At 52.0% G+C, this 18,598-nt stretch carries 19 protein-coding genes; 3 read left to right on the forward strand and 16 right to left on the reverse strand.

Features of this window, described 5'->3' with window-relative positions:
- Positions 1-39: 39 nt before the first annotated feature.
- The 12 genes from yqeC to CLFS41_RS19190 form a co-directional block, all read right to left on the reverse strand.
- Positions 40-843, reverse strand: coding sequence for a selenium cofactor biosynthesis protein YqeC (gene yqeC / locus CLFS41_RS19135; RefSeq protein ID WP_045093156.1), 804 nt, complete (start codon positions 841-843; stop codon positions 40-42).
- Between the two features lie 199 nt (positions 844-1,042).
- Complete coding sequence (locus CLFS41_RS19140; protein WP_007868512.1) at positions 1,043-2,092, reverse strand: XdhC/CoxI family protein; 1,050 nt, start codon at positions 2,090-2,092, stop codon at positions 1,043-1,045.
- Positions 2,089-3,030, reverse strand: coding sequence for an NTP transferase domain-containing protein (locus tag CLFS41_RS19145; protein ID WP_045093157.1), 942 nt, complete (start codon positions 3,028-3,030; stop codon positions 2,089-2,091). Before CLFS41_RS19145 ends, CLFS41_RS19140 begins: the two co-directional genes overlap by 4 nt.
- Before the next feature lie 54 nt (positions 3,031-3,084).
- A complete protein-coding gene (locus tag CLFS41_RS19150) occupies positions 3,085-4,245 on the reverse strand; it encodes an ATP-binding cassette domain-containing protein (RefSeq protein WP_347468655.1) in 1,161 nt (386 codons plus the stop codon).
- A 3-nt stretch (positions 4,246-4,248) separates the two neighbouring features.
- Entirely contained in the window at positions 4,249-4,920 is a 672-nt protein-coding gene (gene modB, locus CLFS41_RS19155) for a molybdate ABC transporter permease subunit (RefSeq protein WP_007868521.1), read from the reverse strand.
- A 93-nt stretch (positions 4,921-5,013) separates the two neighbouring features.
- Positions 5,014-5,916, reverse strand: coding sequence for a molybdate ABC transporter substrate-binding protein (gene modA, locus CLFS41_RS19160; protein WP_045093158.1), 903 nt, complete (start codon positions 5,914-5,916; stop codon positions 5,014-5,016).
- A 173-nt stretch (positions 5,917-6,089) separates the two neighbouring features.
- Positions 6,090-7,097, reverse strand: a complete 1,008-nt coding sequence (locus CLFS41_RS19165; RefSeq protein WP_242849292.1) for an MOSC domain-containing protein — start codon at positions 7,095-7,097, stop codon at positions 6,090-6,092.
- A gap of 9 nt (positions 7,098-7,106) precedes the next feature.
- Entirely contained in the window at positions 7,107-8,174 is a 1,068-nt protein-coding gene (moaA, locus tag CLFS41_RS19170; protein ID WP_007868528.1) for a GTP 3',8-cyclase MoaA, read from the reverse strand.
- Positions 8,175-8,192: 18 nt separating this feature from the next.
- Positions 8,193-8,678 (reverse strand): cyclic pyranopterin monophosphate synthase MoaC, encoded by a 486-nt coding sequence (moaC, locus tag CLFS41_RS19175; RefSeq protein WP_007868535.1) that lies wholly within the window; start codon positions 8,676-8,678, stop codon positions 8,193-8,195.
- Positions 8,679-8,694: 16 nt separating this feature from the next.
- Positions 8,695-9,753 carry a molybdopterin-binding protein gene (locus CLFS41_RS19180; RefSeq protein WP_045093159.1) on the reverse strand — a complete coding sequence of 353 codons (1,059 nt, stop codon included), beginning with the start codon at positions 9,751-9,753 and terminating at the stop codon, positions 8,695-8,697.
- 84 nt (positions 9,754-9,837) lie between these two features.
- Positions 9,838-10,908 (reverse strand): histidine phosphatase family protein, encoded by a 1,071-nt coding sequence (locus CLFS41_RS19185; protein ID WP_045093160.1) that lies wholly within the window; start codon positions 10,906-10,908, stop codon positions 9,838-9,840.
- A 54-nt stretch (positions 10,909-10,962) separates the two neighbouring features.
- Entirely contained in the window at positions 10,963-11,907 is a 945-nt protein-coding gene (locus tag CLFS41_RS19190; RefSeq protein ID WP_007868544.1) for an NTP transferase domain-containing protein, read from the reverse strand.
- A gap of 158 nt (positions 11,908-12,065) precedes the next feature.
- On the opposite strand from CLFS41_RS19190, the gene CLFS41_RS30130 reads away from it, so the two are divergent.
- Positions 12,066-12,230, forward strand: a complete 165-nt coding sequence (locus CLFS41_RS30130; RefSeq protein ID WP_156200174.1) for a hypothetical protein — start codon at positions 12,066-12,068, stop codon at positions 12,228-12,230.
- Here CLFS41_RS30130 and CLFS41_RS19195 read toward each other — a convergent pair.
- From CLFS41_RS19195 to CLFS41_RS19205, 3 genes are all read right to left on the reverse strand, one after another.
- A complete protein-coding gene (locus CLFS41_RS19195; protein WP_045093161.1) occupies positions 12,195-13,181 on the reverse strand; it encodes a hypothetical protein in 987 nt (328 codons plus the stop codon). The two genes, CLFS41_RS30130 and CLFS41_RS19195, sit on opposite strands and share 36 nt — an antisense overlap.
- A 388-nt stretch (positions 13,182-13,569) precedes the next feature.
- Positions 13,570-14,307 carry a hypothetical protein gene (locus CLFS41_RS19200; protein ID WP_045093162.1) on the reverse strand — a complete coding sequence of 246 codons (738 nt, stop codon included), beginning with the start codon at positions 14,305-14,307 and terminating at the stop codon, positions 13,570-13,572.
- A gap of 64 nt (positions 14,308-14,371) precedes the next feature.
- Complete coding sequence (locus tag CLFS41_RS19205; protein WP_045093163.1) at positions 14,372-14,899, reverse strand: hypothetical protein; 528 nt, start codon at positions 14,897-14,899, stop codon at positions 14,372-14,374.
- A 177-nt stretch (positions 14,900-15,076) separates the two neighbouring features.
- Here CLFS41_RS19205 and CLFS41_RS19210 point away from each other — a divergent pair, with 177 nt between their 5' ends.
- Together CLFS41_RS19210 and CLFS41_RS19215 are read left to right on the forward strand one after the other, a co-directional pair.
- Entirely contained in the window at positions 15,077-15,748 is a 672-nt protein-coding gene (locus tag CLFS41_RS19210) for a response regulator transcription factor (protein ID WP_045093164.1), read from the forward strand.
- Positions 15,748-17,013: a HAMP domain-containing sensor histidine kinase gene (locus CLFS41_RS19215; protein ID WP_045093165.1), complete on the forward strand. Its 1,266-nt coding sequence runs from the start codon at positions 15,748-15,750 to the stop codon at positions 17,011-17,013. Before CLFS41_RS19210 ends, CLFS41_RS19215 begins: the two co-directional genes overlap by 1 nt.
- 107 nt (positions 17,014-17,120) lie before the next feature.
- On the opposite strand, the gene CLFS41_RS19220 is transcribed toward CLFS41_RS19215, so the two are convergent.
- Positions 17,121-18,578, reverse strand: coding sequence for an MATE family efflux transporter (locus CLFS41_RS19220; protein WP_082082639.1), 1,458 nt, complete (start codon positions 18,576-18,578; stop codon positions 17,121-17,123).
- Positions 18,579-18,598: the final 20 nt, after the last annotated feature.

Here is an 18,598-nt window from a genome sequence, read left to right on the forward strand (position 1 = left end):
TTTCATAACCCTTTGTGTATGTCCGGAATATCATACATCTTAAAAAAGGGATGCCGAGACATCCTGGTGGAGTCCCCCCAACGCGATCCCCAAGTCCTCGTTCATTTCCCTGAGCAGCCTGAGTGACACCTCTGCCAGTTTTAGGGTATCGGCCTGGTTAAACACAGGAATGACCGGAATACCCATATATCTGGACCGCAGGGGATTCAGGTACCCATGGAGCATCAGACATCCCAAATCCTCCAGCCCTATGATCCACTGTCCCCCGTCCATGTAATCCCTGCGCCCATGTTCCTCCATGATTTCCAGGGCGAAGTCCAGACGGCAGCACTTGTCAGCGGCAGGGAATCCCAGGGCTGTCAGGCCGCTGACGCACAGGATCATATCCGTATTCCCGGGTATCACCGGTTCTCCCGGCCTGGGCACCTTCAGGGGAAGGCGTTTGGATCCGTCCGCCTCCACCAGGACCAGGTCTGCCTCAGGGCAGATGGACTCATAAAAGTCAGGTTCCAGGGATGAGATCTTTCCTTCCCCTGTCAACCGCCCTGCCACGGCCACGGATTCCCGGTCCAGCATGGACTTCACATCCCTGACCTGCTGTGTAAACACTCCCAGATGCTCCGGCCTGGCCATGTGGGTGGTGGTGGTCACCAGGACCCGGCGGCCCAGTGATGCTCCCTCCCACGCCAGGCGGCGTATGAAGGAGGTCTTTCCCCCCGCGCCGGTAACCGCCATCACATAGGGCAAAGTCCCCTTTTTCCCCATCTGCTCCTCCAGTCCCAATCCGTCCCACAAGCCGGCCGGACAACCCCCTTCTTTTCTTTTATAAGAATAAACATACATACGCACACACCTGACATGCCTTCACAGGCACTCCTTCCGGATCCCGTCATTTTCCTTTTATTGCTCAAATAATCTTATCATAAAATACAATTTAAGGAAAGCCATAAACGCACAAAAACAGCCCGGAGCACACGGATCATCCCTGTATTCCTGGCTGTTTTTCCTATCTCACTGTCAAATTCCCTGTTCTGCTTTTCCTTTATTTCTGACCATCTATTTTACTTTTTAAACCCATTCCCGCAGCCCTCACACTGATCAGTTCCCCGGCAATGCTGATGGCGATCTCCGCCGGTGTCTCTGCGTGGATCTCCGTTCCAATGGGCATGTGGCAGCCTTCGATCTCTTCCCTGGAAAAACCGTCTCCCAGAAGTTTGTCGGTGACCACACGTATCTTGTTCCTGCTTCCCATGATTCCGATATAGCAAGGCTTAAAGGTCATTGCCTGTTTTTGGACATAGTAGTCAAACTGGTGCCCCCTGGTCATTACGCATATATAATCGCAGGGCCTGATCTTAATATAGTCCCCAATTCTCTCCAGATCCCCCACAATGGTGTCCGCCGCTGTTGGAAAAACCTGGGGATTGGCAAATTCCTCCCGGTCATCCATAACCACGCACCTGAACCCCACATGGGTAAGCACGGGAACCAATTCCTGGGCCACATGTCCCCCGCCAAACACATAGACTGTGCCGGCCTGCACCAGGGGCTCCACATAATAGCGGCGTCCTTCTGCTTCCCTTTGAAGTGTGCTGCATCCAAACAGATCCAAATCCGTAAAACGTTCCGGCATATTCATGCCAAGAAGGCCTGTACTCTCGCTGTAAAGTCCCATTTGCCAGCAGGTCTCATCCGTGATATCCAGCAGCAGCCAGCTGTCCTCATCCCTGGAAAGGGCCGTTCGCACATCCGCGCAAAAGCCTGCGAATTCCTTGTTATCCGGACTGATATACTGGAAATAGACCACCACATTTCCCCCGCACACCATGCCGATGTCAGCCACCTGGTTCCTGGTCAGGGTGAATCCCTTTGTGTGGGATGATTTATGTTTTATGGCTTCCACGGCAGTGAGGATAGCCTGGTACTCCACGGCGCCGCCGCCCACGGTACCTTTAATGGTGCCGTCTTTTTTAACCAGCATCCTGGAACCTGCGCCTCTTGGCGTGGAACCTGAGCTGGCAATAATGGTAACCAGCACAGCCTCCTCCCCTTTTGCCAGTACATTTGATAGTTCTTCAAATAATGCTTTCATTTCCCTGCCTCATCCTCCACATAAAAATATTTTTGATACAGCCTTTGTGCATCCTCCATTAATTCCTTCTCCATTTTCAGGAACCGGTCCAGAAAATCCTTTGCCTTGGGCGTAAGCTGGGAAGATCCTCCCTCCGCACCACCGGACTGGGTGATCAATAGAGGGTATCCCAGTTCCCGCTCCGCTGCCTTAAGGATCTTCCAACCCTTGGTATAAGACATATGCATCTGCCTGCAGGCAGTCTGCATGGAACCTGTATGGTCGATCAGAGACAGAAACTGGGCCACGGACGGGCCGAAAAATCCCTCGTCCCTTTCCAGTGTCAGCTGGATCTGGGGATAAATATCCAGCTGTTCGTTCTTCAGATCCCCCCGGGAACAGTCCTCATCCGTTTCCACGGAAAAGATGATCCCCTGGTCTTCCACTGCGATCTCCTCCGCACAGTTGTCCACGTCCACCTGCCTGACCGCCCCTCTTAGTCCCCTGTCTCCTTTATAGCTTAAAAGTTTCCCTATGACATTACTGGATACCAGCACCGGATGGCCGCGCCTTCCCTCAAACACAGGGCAGACCACCGTGGCATCTGATTCCAGCATACGCTTTATAGTTTGGGGCAGAAACAGAGGGAATTTTGCCGGAAGGATAAATACCCGGTCACATAGATCCTCAATGTAGTTTAAACCCATGCAGATGCTGTTATACATCTGTGTATGGTCATATTCCTTGTTGCGCAGGCAGATGACCCGCAGGCCCGCAATATGCTTTTCCACCTCATCCCCATTTTTCCCGGTCACCACCACCACCGGGTCCACTCCTGAGCGCTTTAACGTAATAATGATTCTCCGGATCACCGTGCTGTCCCCAACGGGAAGCATGGGTGAAAAGGTACTCAGAGAACTTTTGTGTCCCGCTGCAACTACCACTGCTCCTGTCTTCATCTTTCCCTCCGATTGAGACTCCCACCTTTTCAGTTGGTGAGTAATAATCCTCTTTTACTCCAGATTTCCTGTAAGCAGAAGCAATGCAGATGGCTCCACACGTAGCCATGCCGGAACCAGTCCTGCCGTGTTATGGGTGTGGATATCCTTTTCCTTTTTCCACCACAGACCATTGTCCAGGGTAACATACCATTCAAAGGGCATCTCAGAAATACTGGGTGTTCCCACCCGTATCAAATTTCCGTTCTGCGCCTGCTTCCATGTGTCCGCCTCTCCGTCTGAGAGGGGTTCAAAGTCATGGGCCCTGATGCCCACTGCCGTGATCGTGTCATCCACCTTTCTATCGGTCACCAACTCCAGTCCTCCCCAGTCCAGGGCCTTGATGCGCCGATCGCCCAGGCGTTCAATTCTGGAAATGTTCTTACAGCCCGTGAGCCTGGCTGCCTGACATGTGACCGGCTCCTGGAAAATATCCCTGGTACGCCCCCCTGACAGAACCCGCCCCCGATCCAGCAGCAGCAGGTTGTCGCAAAGCTGGTAGGCCTCGTCCCTGTCATGGGTCACCATCACGGTCACACCATCATAATCGCGGATCACCTTGGCCAGCTCAAGCCTGAGCCCTTCCCTCAGATATGTGTCCATGGCGGAAAACGGCTCGTCCAGCAACAGCACCTCCGGTTCATAGGCAAGGATCCTGGCCAGCGCCACGCGCTGCTGCTGTCCGCCGGACAGCTGGGACGGGTACCGCCTCTCCAGTCCCTCCAGACGAAACCGGCTGATCATCTCCCTGACTTTATCTCTTTTTTCCGAGACCGTAAGGGGCTGACGTTTTCTGGCTTCCGACAGCCTGCCGCCTGTTGCATTCAGCCCTGTTGCAATGTTCTGCTCCACTGTCATATTGGGAAACAAGGCATAATTCTGAAACAGATAACCCACACGCCGTACCTGTGGCTTTTGGTTTACCTTCAGTGACGAATCATAGAGCACTCTTCCCCCGGCAGCCTCGCCCTGGGCATACTGGATGGCGATCCGGCCTGAGTCCGGCCTGACAATTCCTGCAATGGACTTTAATGTCATACTCTTGCCGCATCCCGATGGCCCCAGAATTCCCAGGCATCCCTTACCGGCCTCAAATTCCATATCCAGGCTGAACTCTTTCAGCTTCTTCTTTATATTCACTCCCAATCGGAGATTATGTTCTGAACTCACGATCATGTCTTATACCCTCCTGCTCCCGGTCCTGAGAGCCGCCCAGTTCATCAGTATGACTGAGATAAATGCAATTACCACGATAATTGCCACATATCTGTAAGCCGCGTCCATGTTGCCCGCCGCCACCTCTGAATAAACCGCCATTGGCAGGGTCCTTGTCTTACCTGCAATATTGCCCGCGATCATAGCTGTTGCACCGAATTCACCCAGACCTCTTGCAAATGCCAGCACGCCGCCGCTGACCACTCCGGGCACTGCGTTGGCGATCAGTACCTTCCAGAAAATACTCCACTCACTCATCCCCAGGGTTCTGGCCGCGGCCACCAGGTTTTGGTCCACCTGTTCAAAGGCGCCTCTGGCTGAGCGGTACATAAGCGGAAAGGACATGACAACCGCTGCGATCACGGTCGCCGCCCAGGAAAATGCGATCTTAATACTGAAATATTCTATGAAAAACTGTCCGATGGGCCGTTTGACCCCAAAAATATAGAGCAGGAAGAAACCGGCCACAGTTGGAGGCAGCACCAGGGGAAGAGTCAGCACTCCGTCCCAGAACAGCCTCCAAGCCTCATTCTTCATGCTCACCACTGCCCAGGCAGCAAAAATCCCGAGGAAAAATGTTATGAAAATAGACAGACCGGCTGTCTTCATTGAAATCAGTATGGGTGACCAATCCATATACGTACCCTCTTTCCCATTCTCATACCTGCCCGGCCGCCCTTTTCATGGGAGCCGGCCGGGCAGGAAGCTTATCAGATTCATCAAATCCGCTTATTCACCCTTGGTAAATCCGTATGCCTCAAATACTTTCATTGCTTCATCTGTCTTTAAGAACTCTACAAAATTCTTAGCCTGCTCCTCATGAGCGGTGTTCTTTACCACTGCCACCGGATAGATTACCTTTTTTGCAAGGCTGCCTTCCGGAGCCTCTGCAACCACCTCAACTTTGTCTGCCATGCTTGCCGCGTCTGTGGCGTACACAATACCTGCATCAGCGCTGGCTGCGGCCACCTGGTTCAGCACTTCCGTCACATTGGTTCCAAGGCTTACCTTATCCTGAATTTTATCCCAAATTCCCAGATTCGTCAACGCTTCTTCCGCATACTGTCCTGCCGGAACACTGGCCGGATCTCCCAGGGCAATGCTCTCTGCATTTTCAATGTCCTCAAACTTGGCAAGCTTGGAGTCACTTCCTGTGGGTACGATCAGCACGATCTTATTTTCCAAAAGATTGGTTATGGTGTCCGAAGCGATCATTCCCTCCTCATCCAGGGCAGTCATCTGCTTGGTGGCAGCTGACATGAACACATCTGCCTCCAGTCCCTCTTCAATCTGTGTCTGAAGTTTGCCTGAACTGTCATAGGTACCCTTTACGGTAACGCCGGGATATTTATCCTGGAACATGGGGATCAGTTCTTCCTCATAGGCATTTTTCAGGCTGGCTGCTGCTGCCACCAGGATTTCCGTCTCTTCACCAGCTGCCTGGGCTGCCTCGGTTGTTGCTTCAGTCTCCGCTGCTGTGGTCTCTGCTTCAGTCTCCGCCGCTGTGGTTGCCGCCTCAGTGGGGGCTGCTGTGGGGGCGGCTGTGGGGGCGGCTCCTCCCGATGCCCCGCATCCTGCCAGTACAGTTGCCGCCATCATGGCTGCCATCATCATGGAAATGTGTTTTTTCATAATCTTCTGCTCCTTTTTATTTGATCTATTGTAAACGGATCATATTCGTTCCGTTATACTCATATAGCTATATCGAAGTTCAAACAAATACCCGCCTTGAACAGGCGGGCCTGTTACGCCATATCTTTGCAGCGATCTGTTCTGCTATGGCTTTCCCTCCAGGATTCTCCCGGCTACTTCCTGGCGCACTCGGATGCGCTTCCTCTTAAAATCTTGATCCCGTGCTCCAGGGAGTCCATAATAAATCCAAGGCTTTCCCTTACCGCCTTGGGACTGCCCGGCAGGTTTACGATCAACGTCCTGCCCCTGATAACGGATACGCCTCTGCTGAGCATGGCACGGTCTGTTATCTGCAGTGATTTAAAGCGGATGGCCTCCGCAATTCCGGGAGCATTCCGGTCGGCAATTGCCAGGGTGGCTTCCGGTGTCTGGTCCCTCAGGGAAAAGCCGGTTCCTCCGCTTGTAAGTATCAGGTCCAGCTGGCGTCCATCGGACAGACGGATCAACTGAGTCTTAAGAAGTGCTGGTTCATCAGGGATCAGCAGGGTTTCAACCACCTCATATCCCGCCTGCTCCAGCATTTCCTTTGCCGCGGGACCGCTCTCATCCTTTCTCTCCCCTCTGGCTCCCTTGTCGCTGAGGGTTATGATCGCTGCGGTCAGCGGACGGTCCTGGGCCGGCAGTCCCATACGCATCACATCTCCGGGGCGGATGATCCCTTCCTTTACAACTTTGGCAAACACGCCTTCCTTCGGCATGATACACTCGCCCATGCGCTTGTATATGGCGCAGTGGCTGTGACATTCCTTGCCGATCTGGGTCATCACAAGTTCAGCGCTTCCCGCATACAGCCTGGTCCCCACTGGAAGTGATCTGAAATCCAATCCTTCCACCACCAGGTTTTCTCCAAAAGCACCGTCCCCTACATTGGCCCCTCTCTCGTTAAATGCTTTTACCTTGTCATAGGAGAGAAGGCTTACCTGGCGGTGCCAGTTGCCTCCGTGGGCATCCCCCTCTATTCCAAAATCCACCAGAAAATGGCCTTCCTCAATGGCCCTTTTCTCGATTCCTCTCACGTCACTGATGCATATGGCCTTTACCACGCCTGTGGGAAGTCCTTCCTCCCCCCCTGCCGGCTGTCCTGCCGCAAAACATTCCCTGTTTTCTATCCTATCATCCATAACCCTTGCTTAACCTCCAATGGAAATCATATTATGCGATTCCGTAATCTGTCCCGGGCGCTCAAAACAGTGGGCGGCGGGCTTATGTTCTATGGCCTGTCTCATGGCATAGGACAGGCGCTTTTGCAGCATCTCATCATCCGGACAGTCCTTAAGGGGCCAGCGGTAATGGCCTTCCCCCTCCGGCATATCCATCCCCTCCCGCAGGATCGCGCGAAGGTCGGTCCCGTCCTCATAGCACAGACAGGTCTTTAAATATCCCTGGGAGGTCAGGCGGATCCGGTTACAGTCATTACAGAACTTTCCATGGATGGCGCTGATCAGCCCTACACTGCCCAGTGCCCCCGGTATCCTGTAATAAACGGCAGGTCCGTACCCATGCTGCCTGTGGTCTTCCTCCAGGCCGGGATATTCCCTGTACATTTCCTCCAACAGGTCTTTGTGATTCATTGTCTTAAACTGTTTTCCGTATCCAATGGGCATCATCTCTATGAAACGCACGTCAATGGGATACCTTCCGGTAAGGTCCACCATCTGTTTCCAGCCGGTGCTGCCTGAGACAGCTGCCGGTTCCCCGGATTCATCCATAGAACTAAAATCAATGGAAACAGCGTTGATCTTCACCGGAACCGGCTGCCCGGCCGCCAGTTCCATTGTCTCCATCACCCTGCCCAGACAGTCAAATCCGGTGATCTTCTTATACAAAAACGGATCCAGTGTATCCAGGCTGATATTGATCCCATCGATCCCAGCCTCCAGCAGGGGGGCCAGACAGCGGTCCAGCAGCACCCCGTTGGTGGTGATAGTCACCTTCTCGATCCCAGGAATGGATTTTAACATCTTTACCAGCTGGCAGCAGTCCCTGCGGACCAATGGTTCTCCGCCGGTAACCTTAATACGGCTGATACCCAGCCTGGCCGCGCATATTGCAACAGCCTCGATCTCCTCCAAGGTCAGAATCTCCCTGCGGGCCAGACATTCCACCCCGTCAGGCATACAGTACCTGCACCGCAGATTGCACCGGTCCGTGATGGATATCCTCATATAGTCAATGGATCTTCCAAATGAATCCTTCATACTGAATCCCTCCCATTCCTACATCTCTGTCCTGGGATTGTGGAAGTCCCCGCTCTTGCCGCCGGATTTGCGGTCCAGATAAATAGTTCCTAGTTCCATGGTCTTATCCACTGCCTTACACATATCATAAATGGTAAGAAGGGCTACTGTTACGCCTGTAAGGGCCTCCATTTCCACTCCTGTCTTTCCCGTGGTCCTGGCAGTGCAGGATGCCTGGATCTCGCAGTTCTCCTCCACAATTGTAAAATCAATGGAGAGTTTTGTCAGATTCAGGATATGGCACAGAGGGATCAGGTCAGAGGTGCGCTTGGCGCCCATGATCCCCGCCACTCTGGCAACTCCCAGCACATCCCCTTTTGCCATGGTGCCCTCCACAACCTTTTTCAGGCACTCACTGCTCATGAAAATGCTTCCCTTTGCCACGGCCTCCCGCTTTGTATCCGCCTTCTCTCCCACATCTACCATAAGGGCGTTGCCCTGTTCATCAAAATGCGTAAATTCCATTCTGTCCATTTCCTCCCTACAGCCCTTTGCCGAATCCGCAGTTGGGGAATGTACAGACAGGGCAGTTAAGGCACAAGCCGCCCTGGCCCAGTGCCGCCAGGTCCTCTGCCGTCACCTCATCATCAGCCATGACCCTAGGAAGCACCAGATCAAAAATAGTGCGCTTTGCATACATGACACATCCGGGCAGGCCCATGATGGCAACCGTGCGCCGGTCCTCATCGGCCGTCACCTCATAGTAGGCCAGAAGAAACATGGCTCCCGGAAGCACCGGCGCGCCGTAAGACACGATCCTGGCTCCTGTGTTCTTAATAGCAAGAGGCGTCTTGTCGTCAGGGTCAACGCTCATGCCGCCTGTACAGATCACCACATCCGCACCTTTTTGGATCATGTCCAGAATGCCGGCAGTCACCTTGGTATCATCATCATCCCAGATCACATGGTCAATGACCTCAGTGTCAAATTCACTGATTTTTTCTTCTATGACCGGGGTAAAAGTATCCTTGATGCGCCCGTGGAACACCTCGTTGCCCGTGGTCACAATGCCCACCTTTTTATGTACAAACGGCATCAGCTCCAGGATCGGCTTCCCCCCTGTTGCACGGGATGCGGCAGTCCGGGCTGCCTCCATCTTCTCTTCCTCTATGATCAGGGGAATGATCCTGGTTCCCGCCAGTTTGTCCCCCTTTTTTACAGCAAAATTACCGTGACGGGTTGCAATCATCATCTGGCCGAACCCGTTGACAGCCTTCAATCCCCTGTTATCCACCTTCAGAAGACCATCGCAGGAAGCAGTGAGTTCAATCTTCCCTTCCTTTGCCTGTGACCGGTCCATATGATCTCCCCTGCACATGGCGCACAGGACTTCGGCCGCCTCGTTCTCGTGAAGCATGCCCTCTTCCTTCTCCCACACATAGAGCTGGTCTTTTCCAACACTGAGAAGGACCGGTATGTCCTCCTTTGTCACAACATGCCCTTTACGGAACACTGCGTCCTTTGTAACTCCTTTGATGATCTGTGTAATATCGTGACACAAAACCGTTCCTTCTGCGTCCACTGTCTTGATCAGTTTCATTTTATTTAACCTCCACCCGTTATTTATTACGAAAAATAACGCCATTTACAGAATATCACTAAATACACGGTTTGTAAACACTTTTCAACCAATTTTTATCTCCCCTCCCCTTGTACATTGACGGCATCGTTCTACCATGTCTTGAATGGCCTTGGCCTGCCTGTAGCGGCGCTCATGTGCTTCCATGGCCTGCGCATTCCCCTGGCATTTGGCCCTGCTTCCTGTAAACCGCTCATCTAGGGACACTTCTCTCTCCCCCTGTATCAGTTTATCGGCCAGATACACAACTGCCGTCTCGTCCAGTATCTCCTCCGCCAGGTCGTGGTGATGCCTGATGACATCGGCCACCATGGGGTAGCCTTCCCTTACAAGTATCCCGGCCCCCTCCGCTGCATGGTCCTTCTTTTCTCTGACCACATCATGCAAAAGTGCCGCACTGCGGATCAGGCCCATATCCATGGGATATCCCGCCTTGGAAAGAAGGGCTCCCAGTCCCACTGCATGACAGGCCACTGCCACACAGTGACGCCTTACGCGTTCAGGCGTGCCATAGTGGTCCCAAATATCCCTGCATTCCCTGTCACACGGTGAGATCCTGGGTTTTCTTCCAAATTCCGCTGCAAAAATTCTTCCATTATCATCTATGATGATCCGGCTGATCCCGCCATAAGGCTGGGTCAATGCCCTGGAGGTTGCAAGGGGCTGACCTGTGAGACCTGCCAGATAACAGCAGTTGATCCCTCCATGGGCTACCACCACCACGTCCCCGGACGTGCGGGCCAGAATATCCCTAACAGCCCGGTCCATCCGCCGCACTCCCTGTTCACGTCCCTCACCCAGGATTGGTTCTGATTCCAGGCCCTTCTTTAAATCGCAGAGAGGAACATTTTCCCACTCCCCCATATACAGTTCCATAAGACCTTCCGATTCCTGTACGGGAAGCCGGTCCCCAGCCAATATACGGGCCGTTTCCAGGGTTCGCTCCAAAGGACTGGTAAACACGGCCTCTATGGGCCGGCTGCGAAAATACTCCCTCAGATCCTCCGCCTGCTTTCTCCCCACATAATTAAGAGGCAGGTCCGTGCGCCCGATACACCGTCTTTTTCCTCCGGGAAAGTCCACCATTCCATGCCTTACCAGATATACCGTCCTCATATATCCTCCTTCTGCTTTCTGCAAGAACATTCCATACGGCAACGTCCCCAACAGTCAGCTGCTGATACCTTTTCCAAAATACTTGAGAAAAATCTGTTCCGTGCTTTGCCGGACTTCCGCCACCATCCGCGCGTAACTGTCCATCAGCTTTTTACCCTCATCTGTCAGGCTGGAGCCTCCTCCGCCCATTCCTCCGGTCCTGCGCTCCACCACAGGTATTCCCAGCTGGCGCTCCACTTCCCGTATCATGCGGCTGCCCTTGCTGTAGGAGAGACCGATTCTACAGCAGGCCTCCTGAATGGAGCCGGTTTGGTGTATCATATCCAGAAGCTGTCCGGTACCCGGCCCAAAGAATACATCCCCGGCCTTTAACCGCACCTGTACCAGTGGGGTGATAGGATGGCCCCCTCCCCTTTTATAATTCCATTCAACCAGTTCCCGGTATTCCTCCCTGGTATCCACATCCCGGTAAATCCCCTCATCCTCCACCTCCAGGTCCGTGATACCGCCATCAAAGTCCTCAATAGCTCCCCGAAGCCCTCCTTCTCCCTGATAGGCGCACAGCTGTTCAGCGATCCGGCTTTGGAACATAATAGGGTGTCCCGGCTCTCCCCTGCATATGGTCCGCACAATCCCCCCATCGATCATCAGTACCTGACGGATGGTATCCGGCATGATGGCCGGTATGTCCATGGGCAGGACCATAATCCGCCCACACTCCTTGGCAGCAGCCTCTATCCCCAGTTTCACAGAGTCAAACATCTGAGTTTCCCGGAACCGTTCGTTCCTCACGAACCGAACGCCTGCATGTGACAGATGTTCCTCCAGCTCCCCGGCCCTGTACCCGGTCACCACCACCAGCGGAGACACACCCAGACGCTTTAGCATGGTAACCATATGCAGAGCAATGGTGGAATCGCCAAAAGGAAGCATTGGTTTAAATTCCCCCATCCGGGATGAGAGTCCTGCCGCCACCAATACGGCTCCTGTCTTCTTCATCTTTCCCTCCGTTTGAGCCCCCACTGATTTAGGTGGCGGGCCCGCCTTTATGATGGCTTAATTATACCTGGGGCAGGGCAGGGATTACCAGTAGTGTGGGATACACCCTTTGCATGTGTAACATATAAAATATTGTAACAGTTCAGGACGGCGGGAAAATGGGTGCAAAAGCGGACGTTAAGCTTGCTTATAAGGCAGATAAAATGCCGGGAATCGGCGCAGAAAAAGGCCTGCCGGAAGGCGGCAGGCCGGGATATATCTATTCTTTTAAATACGCTTCATTATATCTATCTCCCTTTTTCCCAACTTTCAAACCAGTTTAAAACCGTATCCTTGCTTTCCTCCAGGAGGCCGGCTGTATCCTCGGCTGAAAAACCTCTGGCATACATGTTTTTTGCTGCCGTATATGCTTTCTTTTCCTGGCCTTCTGCCATTCCTTCTGCCCTTCCTTCTGCTACCCCTGCTGCCCGTCCCCGCTCAATCATCCCGCGGATTGCTTCACACATATTGATCTTACCTCCTTCTTCACGGTATATCTCCTTTACCTGCGCCAGTTCCGTGGAACCGGTCATGGAAATAATGACATCATACGCATCCTCATCCATTTTCCTGAACTGTTCTTCATTTTCAAAAGTAAATCTCTTTTCTGCATCCGGATCACCGGAACGCTGTACAAATCCAAAGACTTCCCTTAAATCTGTCCTGAAAAAGTCAATGTCCTGAAAATCCCTGATTTCCAAAACATGTATTTTGTAGTTATTCAGCAGTTTTCTAAACTCCTCCGGCAGTTTTTCATAATCCATCATATGATACAGTTCCTTTGCCCCATCATAAGGCATTTCCCCGTAATAGATACAGATGGTGACAACCGGATAGAGCTTATCTATTCTGGCAAATCCACTTAGGAATTCATCTCCGCGCAGATCACGCCGGTTACGGTGATCACGCTTGATCTGCCGCATCTGTTGATCGTAGCTTACCGCATCCTCCACCATAATCCGGACCGGCATGCCATGGTGTACCTTGTCCTGATGTTCCAGGCCCATGATCACAAATCCCATGTCAAATATGATACGCCTCACACAGTCGCGGTACTTCTGGACCATCAAGCGCCGCTGCAGTTTTCCAAACGCTCCCGCCGCCCGGGAATCCATCTCCTGTACATCCTGTTCAGAAACGATCTGCTTCCCCTTAAATACAAAACCATTGATCAAATCCGCGTAACGCCTCTGATCCTCAAAATAGGTGATCAGAGAAATATCCTTCTGCCCCATCAAACCTTCCTTTCCATCCTAAGGCAATGGAGTACGGCAGACATCCTCACCGGACATTTCCAACGGCAGAAAAAAGGCACTAACAACATTGCTGTCTCTGATACCATTATACCGGGACTGTACCTAAAATGCAAGAATTCCTCACTCTCCCCATTACCGCTGCTGTGATCTTACCAGCGAATCTGCCGGTGCTTGAAATTACTATGAAATGATAGACAGAGCAAATGAGTTGCCCTGAATTGGTGGTTTAAGCATAGCACAGATCGCAGCACAAAACAATGGTAAATTGTCTATCGTAAGACTGAAAAAGCCTGCCGGTTTACGGCAAGCTTATAGAATGAGTATGACCCTATGGTTGTTTTCCAGTATCCTTTTATCCTAATTCCGCTTATTCGTTTACAACAGATTCTGGCACATCCGTACTTGTCTCACCAGGCTCTGATTCACCTTCTTTCATTTCACCCGGTTTTGTCCCACCTCCTTCTTTCTTCTTGCTTCTTATCTCCTCATCACCTCTGTCTCCGGAATTTTGATTGCTCGTTATGGTAAGCGCCAAATCAGCGCCATCTGTCTCCACAGTGACCAGGTCACCTGTTTTTATATCAGATACTGTAAGGGCATTTCCGTCTTGGTCTATAATCTCCGTATCCAATGATAATTTTATGGTAACTGTCCTGCTTCTTTCCCCGTTGTACGGTGTATTTTCCTCCGGAACATCCCGCTGATCCGTCTGGCTTTTAGAGTTTTGGCCGCCAGGCTCCTGGCCCTCGGTCCCCTGCCGGTCCGGTGCCTGATCCTCTCCCAACCCTTTGTCTCCCTCCGAATCCGGCCTGCTGTCTCCCTCCCGTCTATCCCTGTCTCTTCCCGGTCCGTTCCCCGGTCCGCCTTCTTTTCCCCTGCTCCCGGAGCCTGGGCCGCCTGCCGATACAATGATCTCTGTTTCGGAAATCTTTGTTACCAAACCGGTGACCACCGTCACTTTATCGTCCTCATCCGTACTTACGGTATCACTGACTGTTGTCTCAGGCGCTGATGCATCTGTGGAGCTCCTTTCGCCTTTGTCTCCGCAGCCGGACAGTAGAAGGGCTCCTGCCAGAACGATCCCTAAAATCACATCTCTTTTCAATCCGATCTCTCCTTCATAAATGAAACATTCTAAATGCCCTAAGCGATCCGCCGAACACCCCACCTTACTCCAGAATGTCAATACTTACAACCGTGGTCCCATCCAGCACAAGCCTGACAACACTGCCCTCCGCCAGATGGGATACTGATGAAGATTCATGGTCCGTTCCTTTTGTAACAACAGTATCCGATGTCAGGGTCAGGGAGCTTTCCTCGTCTGAGAAATTCATCTCCTTTTGTTCCATCTGTCCCTCCTGACGCTGAGGCGGCGTTTCCCCGTCTTCCGGCTTTTCCGGCGGGTTTTCTCCGTCCGCCGGCTTCTCCGGAGGGGTCTCCCCATCCGCCGGCTTCTCCGGCATGGTTCCATCATTCTGCATTTCGGGTTTTTCAGCCATGACCACGGTTAATGTACTGCTGGTGACAGCGGTTATTTTCGCCATGACGCTTCCGTCATCCTGTCTCATCCCCCGGCCCTGCATCTGCTGCATATTCCCGGCTTCTGTTGTGTCTGCAAATCCTGTCAGCCCTGTTCCTGCCATGACTGCCGCGCACAATCCTGCGCACAGGAATACCCTTGCTGAATTTTTCTTCATATACATTCCTTCTTTCTGTCAGTTGTTTCAGATGATCATCTGATGGCATGAGTATAAAGGGCTATTCTGAAATAAAGCTTAAATTCACAGGATTTCACAGAATGTTCAAATTTCAGTCACGTTTCAGCATGGTATAATATACTGGTAAATAAAAACAGGAAGGAACAAAACGTACCCATGCGCATTTTAATTATTGAGGACGAAAAAAGACTGGCCGACACCCTTGCCGACATGATCGGGGATTCCGGCTATTGCACTGATATCGCATATGACGGGCTGGAAGGGCTGGACCTTGCAAAAAGCAGCATCTATGACGCCATTGTTCTGGATGTCATGCTTCCCGGGCTCAGCGGACTGGATGTCTTAAGCCGCCTGAGAGGCAGCCGTATTATGACGCCGGTACTTATGCTCACCGCCAAATCAGCCCTGGCCGACCGTGTCAGGGGCCTGGACGCGGGAGCGGATTATTATCTGACCAAACCCTTTGAGAATCAGGAATTCCTGGCCTGCCTGCGGGCGGTGCTGCGCAGGCAGGCCGACATCACCCCTGACTCATTTACATATGGTGATCTGCTCCTCACCCCCTCCACCTCACAGCTGTCATGCAACGGGCGGGCGGTTTCCCTAAGCGCCAGGGAACTGGAACTGATGCGTCTCCTGATTCAGAACTGCAGCCAGTTTCTTCCCAAAGAAATGCTGCTGATGAAGGTGTGGGGATATGATTCCAGTGTAAATGCAAACAGTGTGGAAGCCTATATCTCCTTTCTCCGCAAAAAGCTTTCCCTGCTGGATTCTTCTGTCCGCATTACCGTTGTCCGGAATATCGGTTACCGGCTGGAGGTGTCATAATGATAAGAAAGCTGCGTTGGAAATTCGTTGGCATCATGATGACCATCATCACCATTTTTCTGGTTCTTATTTTGACGACCCTTTATTACTCTGCCCAGCTTAACTACCGCAGTCAAAGCATGGACACCCTGCACTCAGCCATCAAGGAAGTCAAGGAAGCCTCATCCGGCAATCCCCCTCCTCCTGCCCCAAGATCCGGGCCTCCTCTGCCCGCAAGAGAGGCCTCCCCCATTCTGGTGGCGGATGTAAAAACAGACGGCTCCATTTCCATTGTAAAAAACAGGATCTTCAGTGTGGACAACAGTGAATTGGAAATGCTTATTGCCCTGGCTGATCAGCAGGAAGGATCATCCGGCACTATGAAGGACCGGCATCTTCGGTTTCTCTGTGATAAGAAACGGCCGGGCGGCGCTGTGCGGTACGCATTTGTGGATATTTACGCGGAGCAGAACTCCCTGTACTGGCAGGCCATTCATTCTGTCATCATTGGCGGCTGCGCCTTTGGAGCATTTTTCATCTTCTCCGTCCTCCTGTCAAAATGGGCGGTAAAACCTGTGGAAACCGCCTGGAAACGACAGCAGCAGTTTGTGGCGGACGCTTCCCACGAACTTAAAACCCCTCTGACCGTCATCTTGTCCAATGCCAATATGCTGGTCCATACACCCGATATCCCCTCAGGCAGGAACCACCAGAGAATCGAGCACATCCAAGCCGAAGCCATACGCATGAAGCAACTGCTTGAAAGCCTTCTCACCCTTGCCAAAAGCGATTCCGGTGAGCAGCCCTGGGAACACTCCCGCATAAGTCTCAGTTTCATTGTAAACAGCAGTATCCTTTCATTTGAACCGGTTGCATTTGATATGGGCAAATATATTTCCAGCCAGGTGGAGGATTCCATCGAGATGGACGGGGACGAAAAGAAATTAAGGCAGCTGACTGATATTCTTTTGGATAATGCCTGCAAATACAGTGCCGAAGGCAGCACCATCCTGGTAAGCCTATCGCGCAGCGGCCCCAAGGAGGCCCTTCTCTCTGTCTCCAATGAAGGATGTCCCCTGTCCGAGGATGAAATGCAGCATATTTTTCTAAGGTTTTACCGGGCCGACCCCTCCAGGGGCGGTATCCCCGGCTATGGACTGGGACTATCCATTGCCCGCAGCATTGCATCGGAACACGGAGCCCGGATCGATGTGACAACAGACGGCGTAAAGAGAAACTATTTTTCAGTCAGGATCCCTGTATGCTTACCTAATACATTGGGCTGACGCTGCGGGACCATGGTATCAGATAAAAACACCGGACCAGCAGCGTTCACTGCATAAATCCGGTGTTCCATTTATTCATACTTTTTGTGTTTGTTTAATATCTGTTTTTATATCTGCTCACACTGATTGATTTTTACCTCCCCCTGCTCCTCCGCCTCCTTGGGCAGCCAATCCGCTTTCACATAATAGATCAGCATACCGATGGCGCAGATGACCCAGGTAACCGGCCAGCCTGTAAGAACCACAAACATGTTGTGGGTCATGGGGACCGCGATCATGAGATAAATCTGTCTCAGGACCACAAAGCAGCCCAGCATAAAGAACATTGGGATCTTGGAAAGCCCTGCCCCTCTTAATGCACCGTTGAGTATCTGGATCACAGGAAGGATGATGTAGGCTGTGGAGAATATCCGGAGCATACCGCTTCCATTGGCGATCACCTGGGCATCATCCGTAAAGATGCTGATGAGGAATGATGCAAAGAAATACATACAGACAGAACCCACAAGAATCACCAGGGAACACATGGCCCAGGCGGCCCAGATTCCCTTTTTTACCCTTTTATACTTGCGTGCTCCTATGTTCTGGCCCACAAATGTTGTGATGGCCATATTAAAACTCTGAAGCGGAAGCTGCAGGAATCCATCGATCCTCAGCATGGCGGAATACCCGGCCATGGCTGCCGCGCCAAAGAAATTAATATAGGACTGCACCACCACATTGGAAAAGGATGTGATGCTCTGCTGAAGGGCTGCGGGAAATCCCAGGGACACGATCCGGCGGACCATTTTTTTATGGAAACGCACCTTGCGCAGCTCGATCCTGTAATCCTCCTGAGTGTGCATCAGTTTATACAGGACCATGGCCGAGCTGACTGCCTGGGCAATGATGGTGGCAATGGCCACACCTGCAATCCCCATGTGGAACCCACATACAAACAGAAAATCCAGGGCAATATTCACGAGACTGGCCACAGCCAGATAGATCAGGGGATGTTTTGAATCCCCCACTGCCCGCAGGATGCCTGCGCCCATATTATAGAATAGGGAAAATGTGATTCCGCCAAAATAGATCAGCAGATACAGGGAAGAATGGGGCAGCACCTCTTCCGGCACCCCGATGGCCCGCAGCAGAGGTTTGGTGAGAACCATGCCCGCTCCCGTGAACACTATGCTGAGAAGCGCTGTGAGAGCCACAGAGCTGTGAACCGCCCTGCTCATCTCCTCTTTTTGCTTTCCCCCAAAATATTGCGATATGACCACGCCGGCGCCTGCTGAAAGCCCCATAAAGAACCCCACCAGCATGTTGATCACCGGCGTGGACGCCCCCACAGCGGCCAGCGCATTGGTATTCACAAAATTTCCAACCACATAGGAATCCACTGTGTTATAAAGCTGCTGAAAGAAGTTTCCTATGAGCAGTGGAATTGAAAACCATAGTATGGACTTAAATATACCACCCTCAATCATATCCGTATCTGACTGTTGCAATACTACACCCCATTTCCCCGGTCTGCCATGCCTATGGCCTACCTGTCTTTCTGTTTTTGCCATTCCTTTTATCATACATCATTTTTCCAGTATTT

The sequence above is a fragment of the Clostridium sp. FS41 genome, assembly GCF_000954015.1.
In the GTDB taxonomy this organism is placed as follows: domain Bacteria; phylum Bacillota; class Clostridia; order Lachnospirales; family Lachnospiraceae; genus Enterocloster; species Enterocloster citroniae.

What these genes read in the sequence shown, in the direction of transcription:
- yqeC (WP_045093156.1), bottom strand. Translation starts at nt 843, where the DNA reads ATGTATGTTTATTCTTATAAAAGAAAAGAAGGGGGTTGTCCGGCCGGC.
- CLFS41_RS19140 (WP_007868512.1), bottom strand. Translation starts at nt 2,092, where the DNA reads ATGAAAGCATTATTTGAAGAACTATCAAATGTACTGGCAAAAGGGGAG.
- CLFS41_RS19145 (WP_045093157.1), bottom strand. Translation starts at nt 3,030, where the DNA reads ATGAAGACAGGAGCAGTGGTAGTTGCAGCGGGACACAAAAGTTCTCTG.
- CLFS41_RS19150 (WP_347468655.1), bottom strand. Translation starts at nt 4,245, where the DNA reads ATGATCGTGAGTTCAGAACATAATCTCCGATTGGGAGTGAATATAAAG.
- modB (WP_007868521.1), bottom strand. Translation starts at nt 4,920, where the DNA reads ATGGATTGGTCACCCATACTGATTTCAATGAAGACAGCCGGTCTGTCT.
- modA (WP_045093158.1), bottom strand. Translation starts at nt 5,916, where the DNA reads ATGAAAAAACACATTTCCATGATGATGGCAGCCATGATGGCGGCAACT.
- CLFS41_RS19165 (WP_242849292.1), bottom strand. Translation starts at nt 7,097, where the DNA reads ATGGATGATAGGATAGAAAACAGGGAATGTTTTGCGGCAGGACAGCCG.
- moaA (WP_007868528.1), bottom strand. Translation starts at nt 8,174, where the DNA reads ATGAAGGATTCATTTGGAAGATCCATTGACTATATGAGGATATCCATC.
- moaC (WP_007868535.1), bottom strand. Translation starts at nt 8,678, where the DNA reads ATGGAATTTACGCATTTTGATGAACAGGGCAACGCCCTTATGGTAGAT.
- CLFS41_RS19180 (WP_045093159.1), bottom strand. Translation starts at nt 9,753, where the DNA reads ATGAAACTGATCAAGACAGTGGACGCAGAAGGAACGGTTTTGTGTCAC.
- CLFS41_RS19185 (WP_045093160.1), bottom strand. Translation starts at nt 10,908, where the DNA reads ATGAGGACGGTATATCTGGTAAGGCATGGAATGGTGGACTTTCCCGGA.
- CLFS41_RS19190 (WP_007868544.1), bottom strand. Translation starts at nt 11,907, where the DNA reads ATGAAGAAGACAGGAGCCGTATTGGTGGCGGCAGGACTCTCATCCCGG.
- CLFS41_RS30130 (WP_156200174.1), top strand. Translation starts at nt 12,066, where the DNA reads ATGGGTGCAAAAGCGGACGTTAAGCTTGCTTATAAGGCAGATAAAATG.
- CLFS41_RS19195 (WP_045093161.1), bottom strand. Translation starts at nt 13,181, where the DNA reads ATGGGGCAGAAGGATATTTCTCTGATCACCTATTTTGAGGATCAGAGG.
- CLFS41_RS19205 (WP_045093163.1), bottom strand. Translation starts at nt 14,899, where the DNA reads ATGAAGAAAAATTCAGCAAGGGTATTCCTGTGCGCAGGATTGTGCGCG.
- CLFS41_RS19210 (WP_045093164.1), top strand. Translation starts at nt 15,077, where the DNA reads ATGCGCATTTTAATTATTGAGGACGAAAAAAGACTGGCCGACACCCTT.
- CLFS41_RS19215 (WP_045093165.1), top strand. Translation starts at nt 15,748, where the DNA reads ATGATAAGAAAGCTGCGTTGGAAATTCGTTGGCATCATGATGACCATC.
- CLFS41_RS19220 (WP_082082639.1), bottom strand. Translation starts at nt 18,578, where the DNA reads ATGATAAAAGGAATGGCAAAAACAGAAAGACAGGTAGGCCATAGGCAT.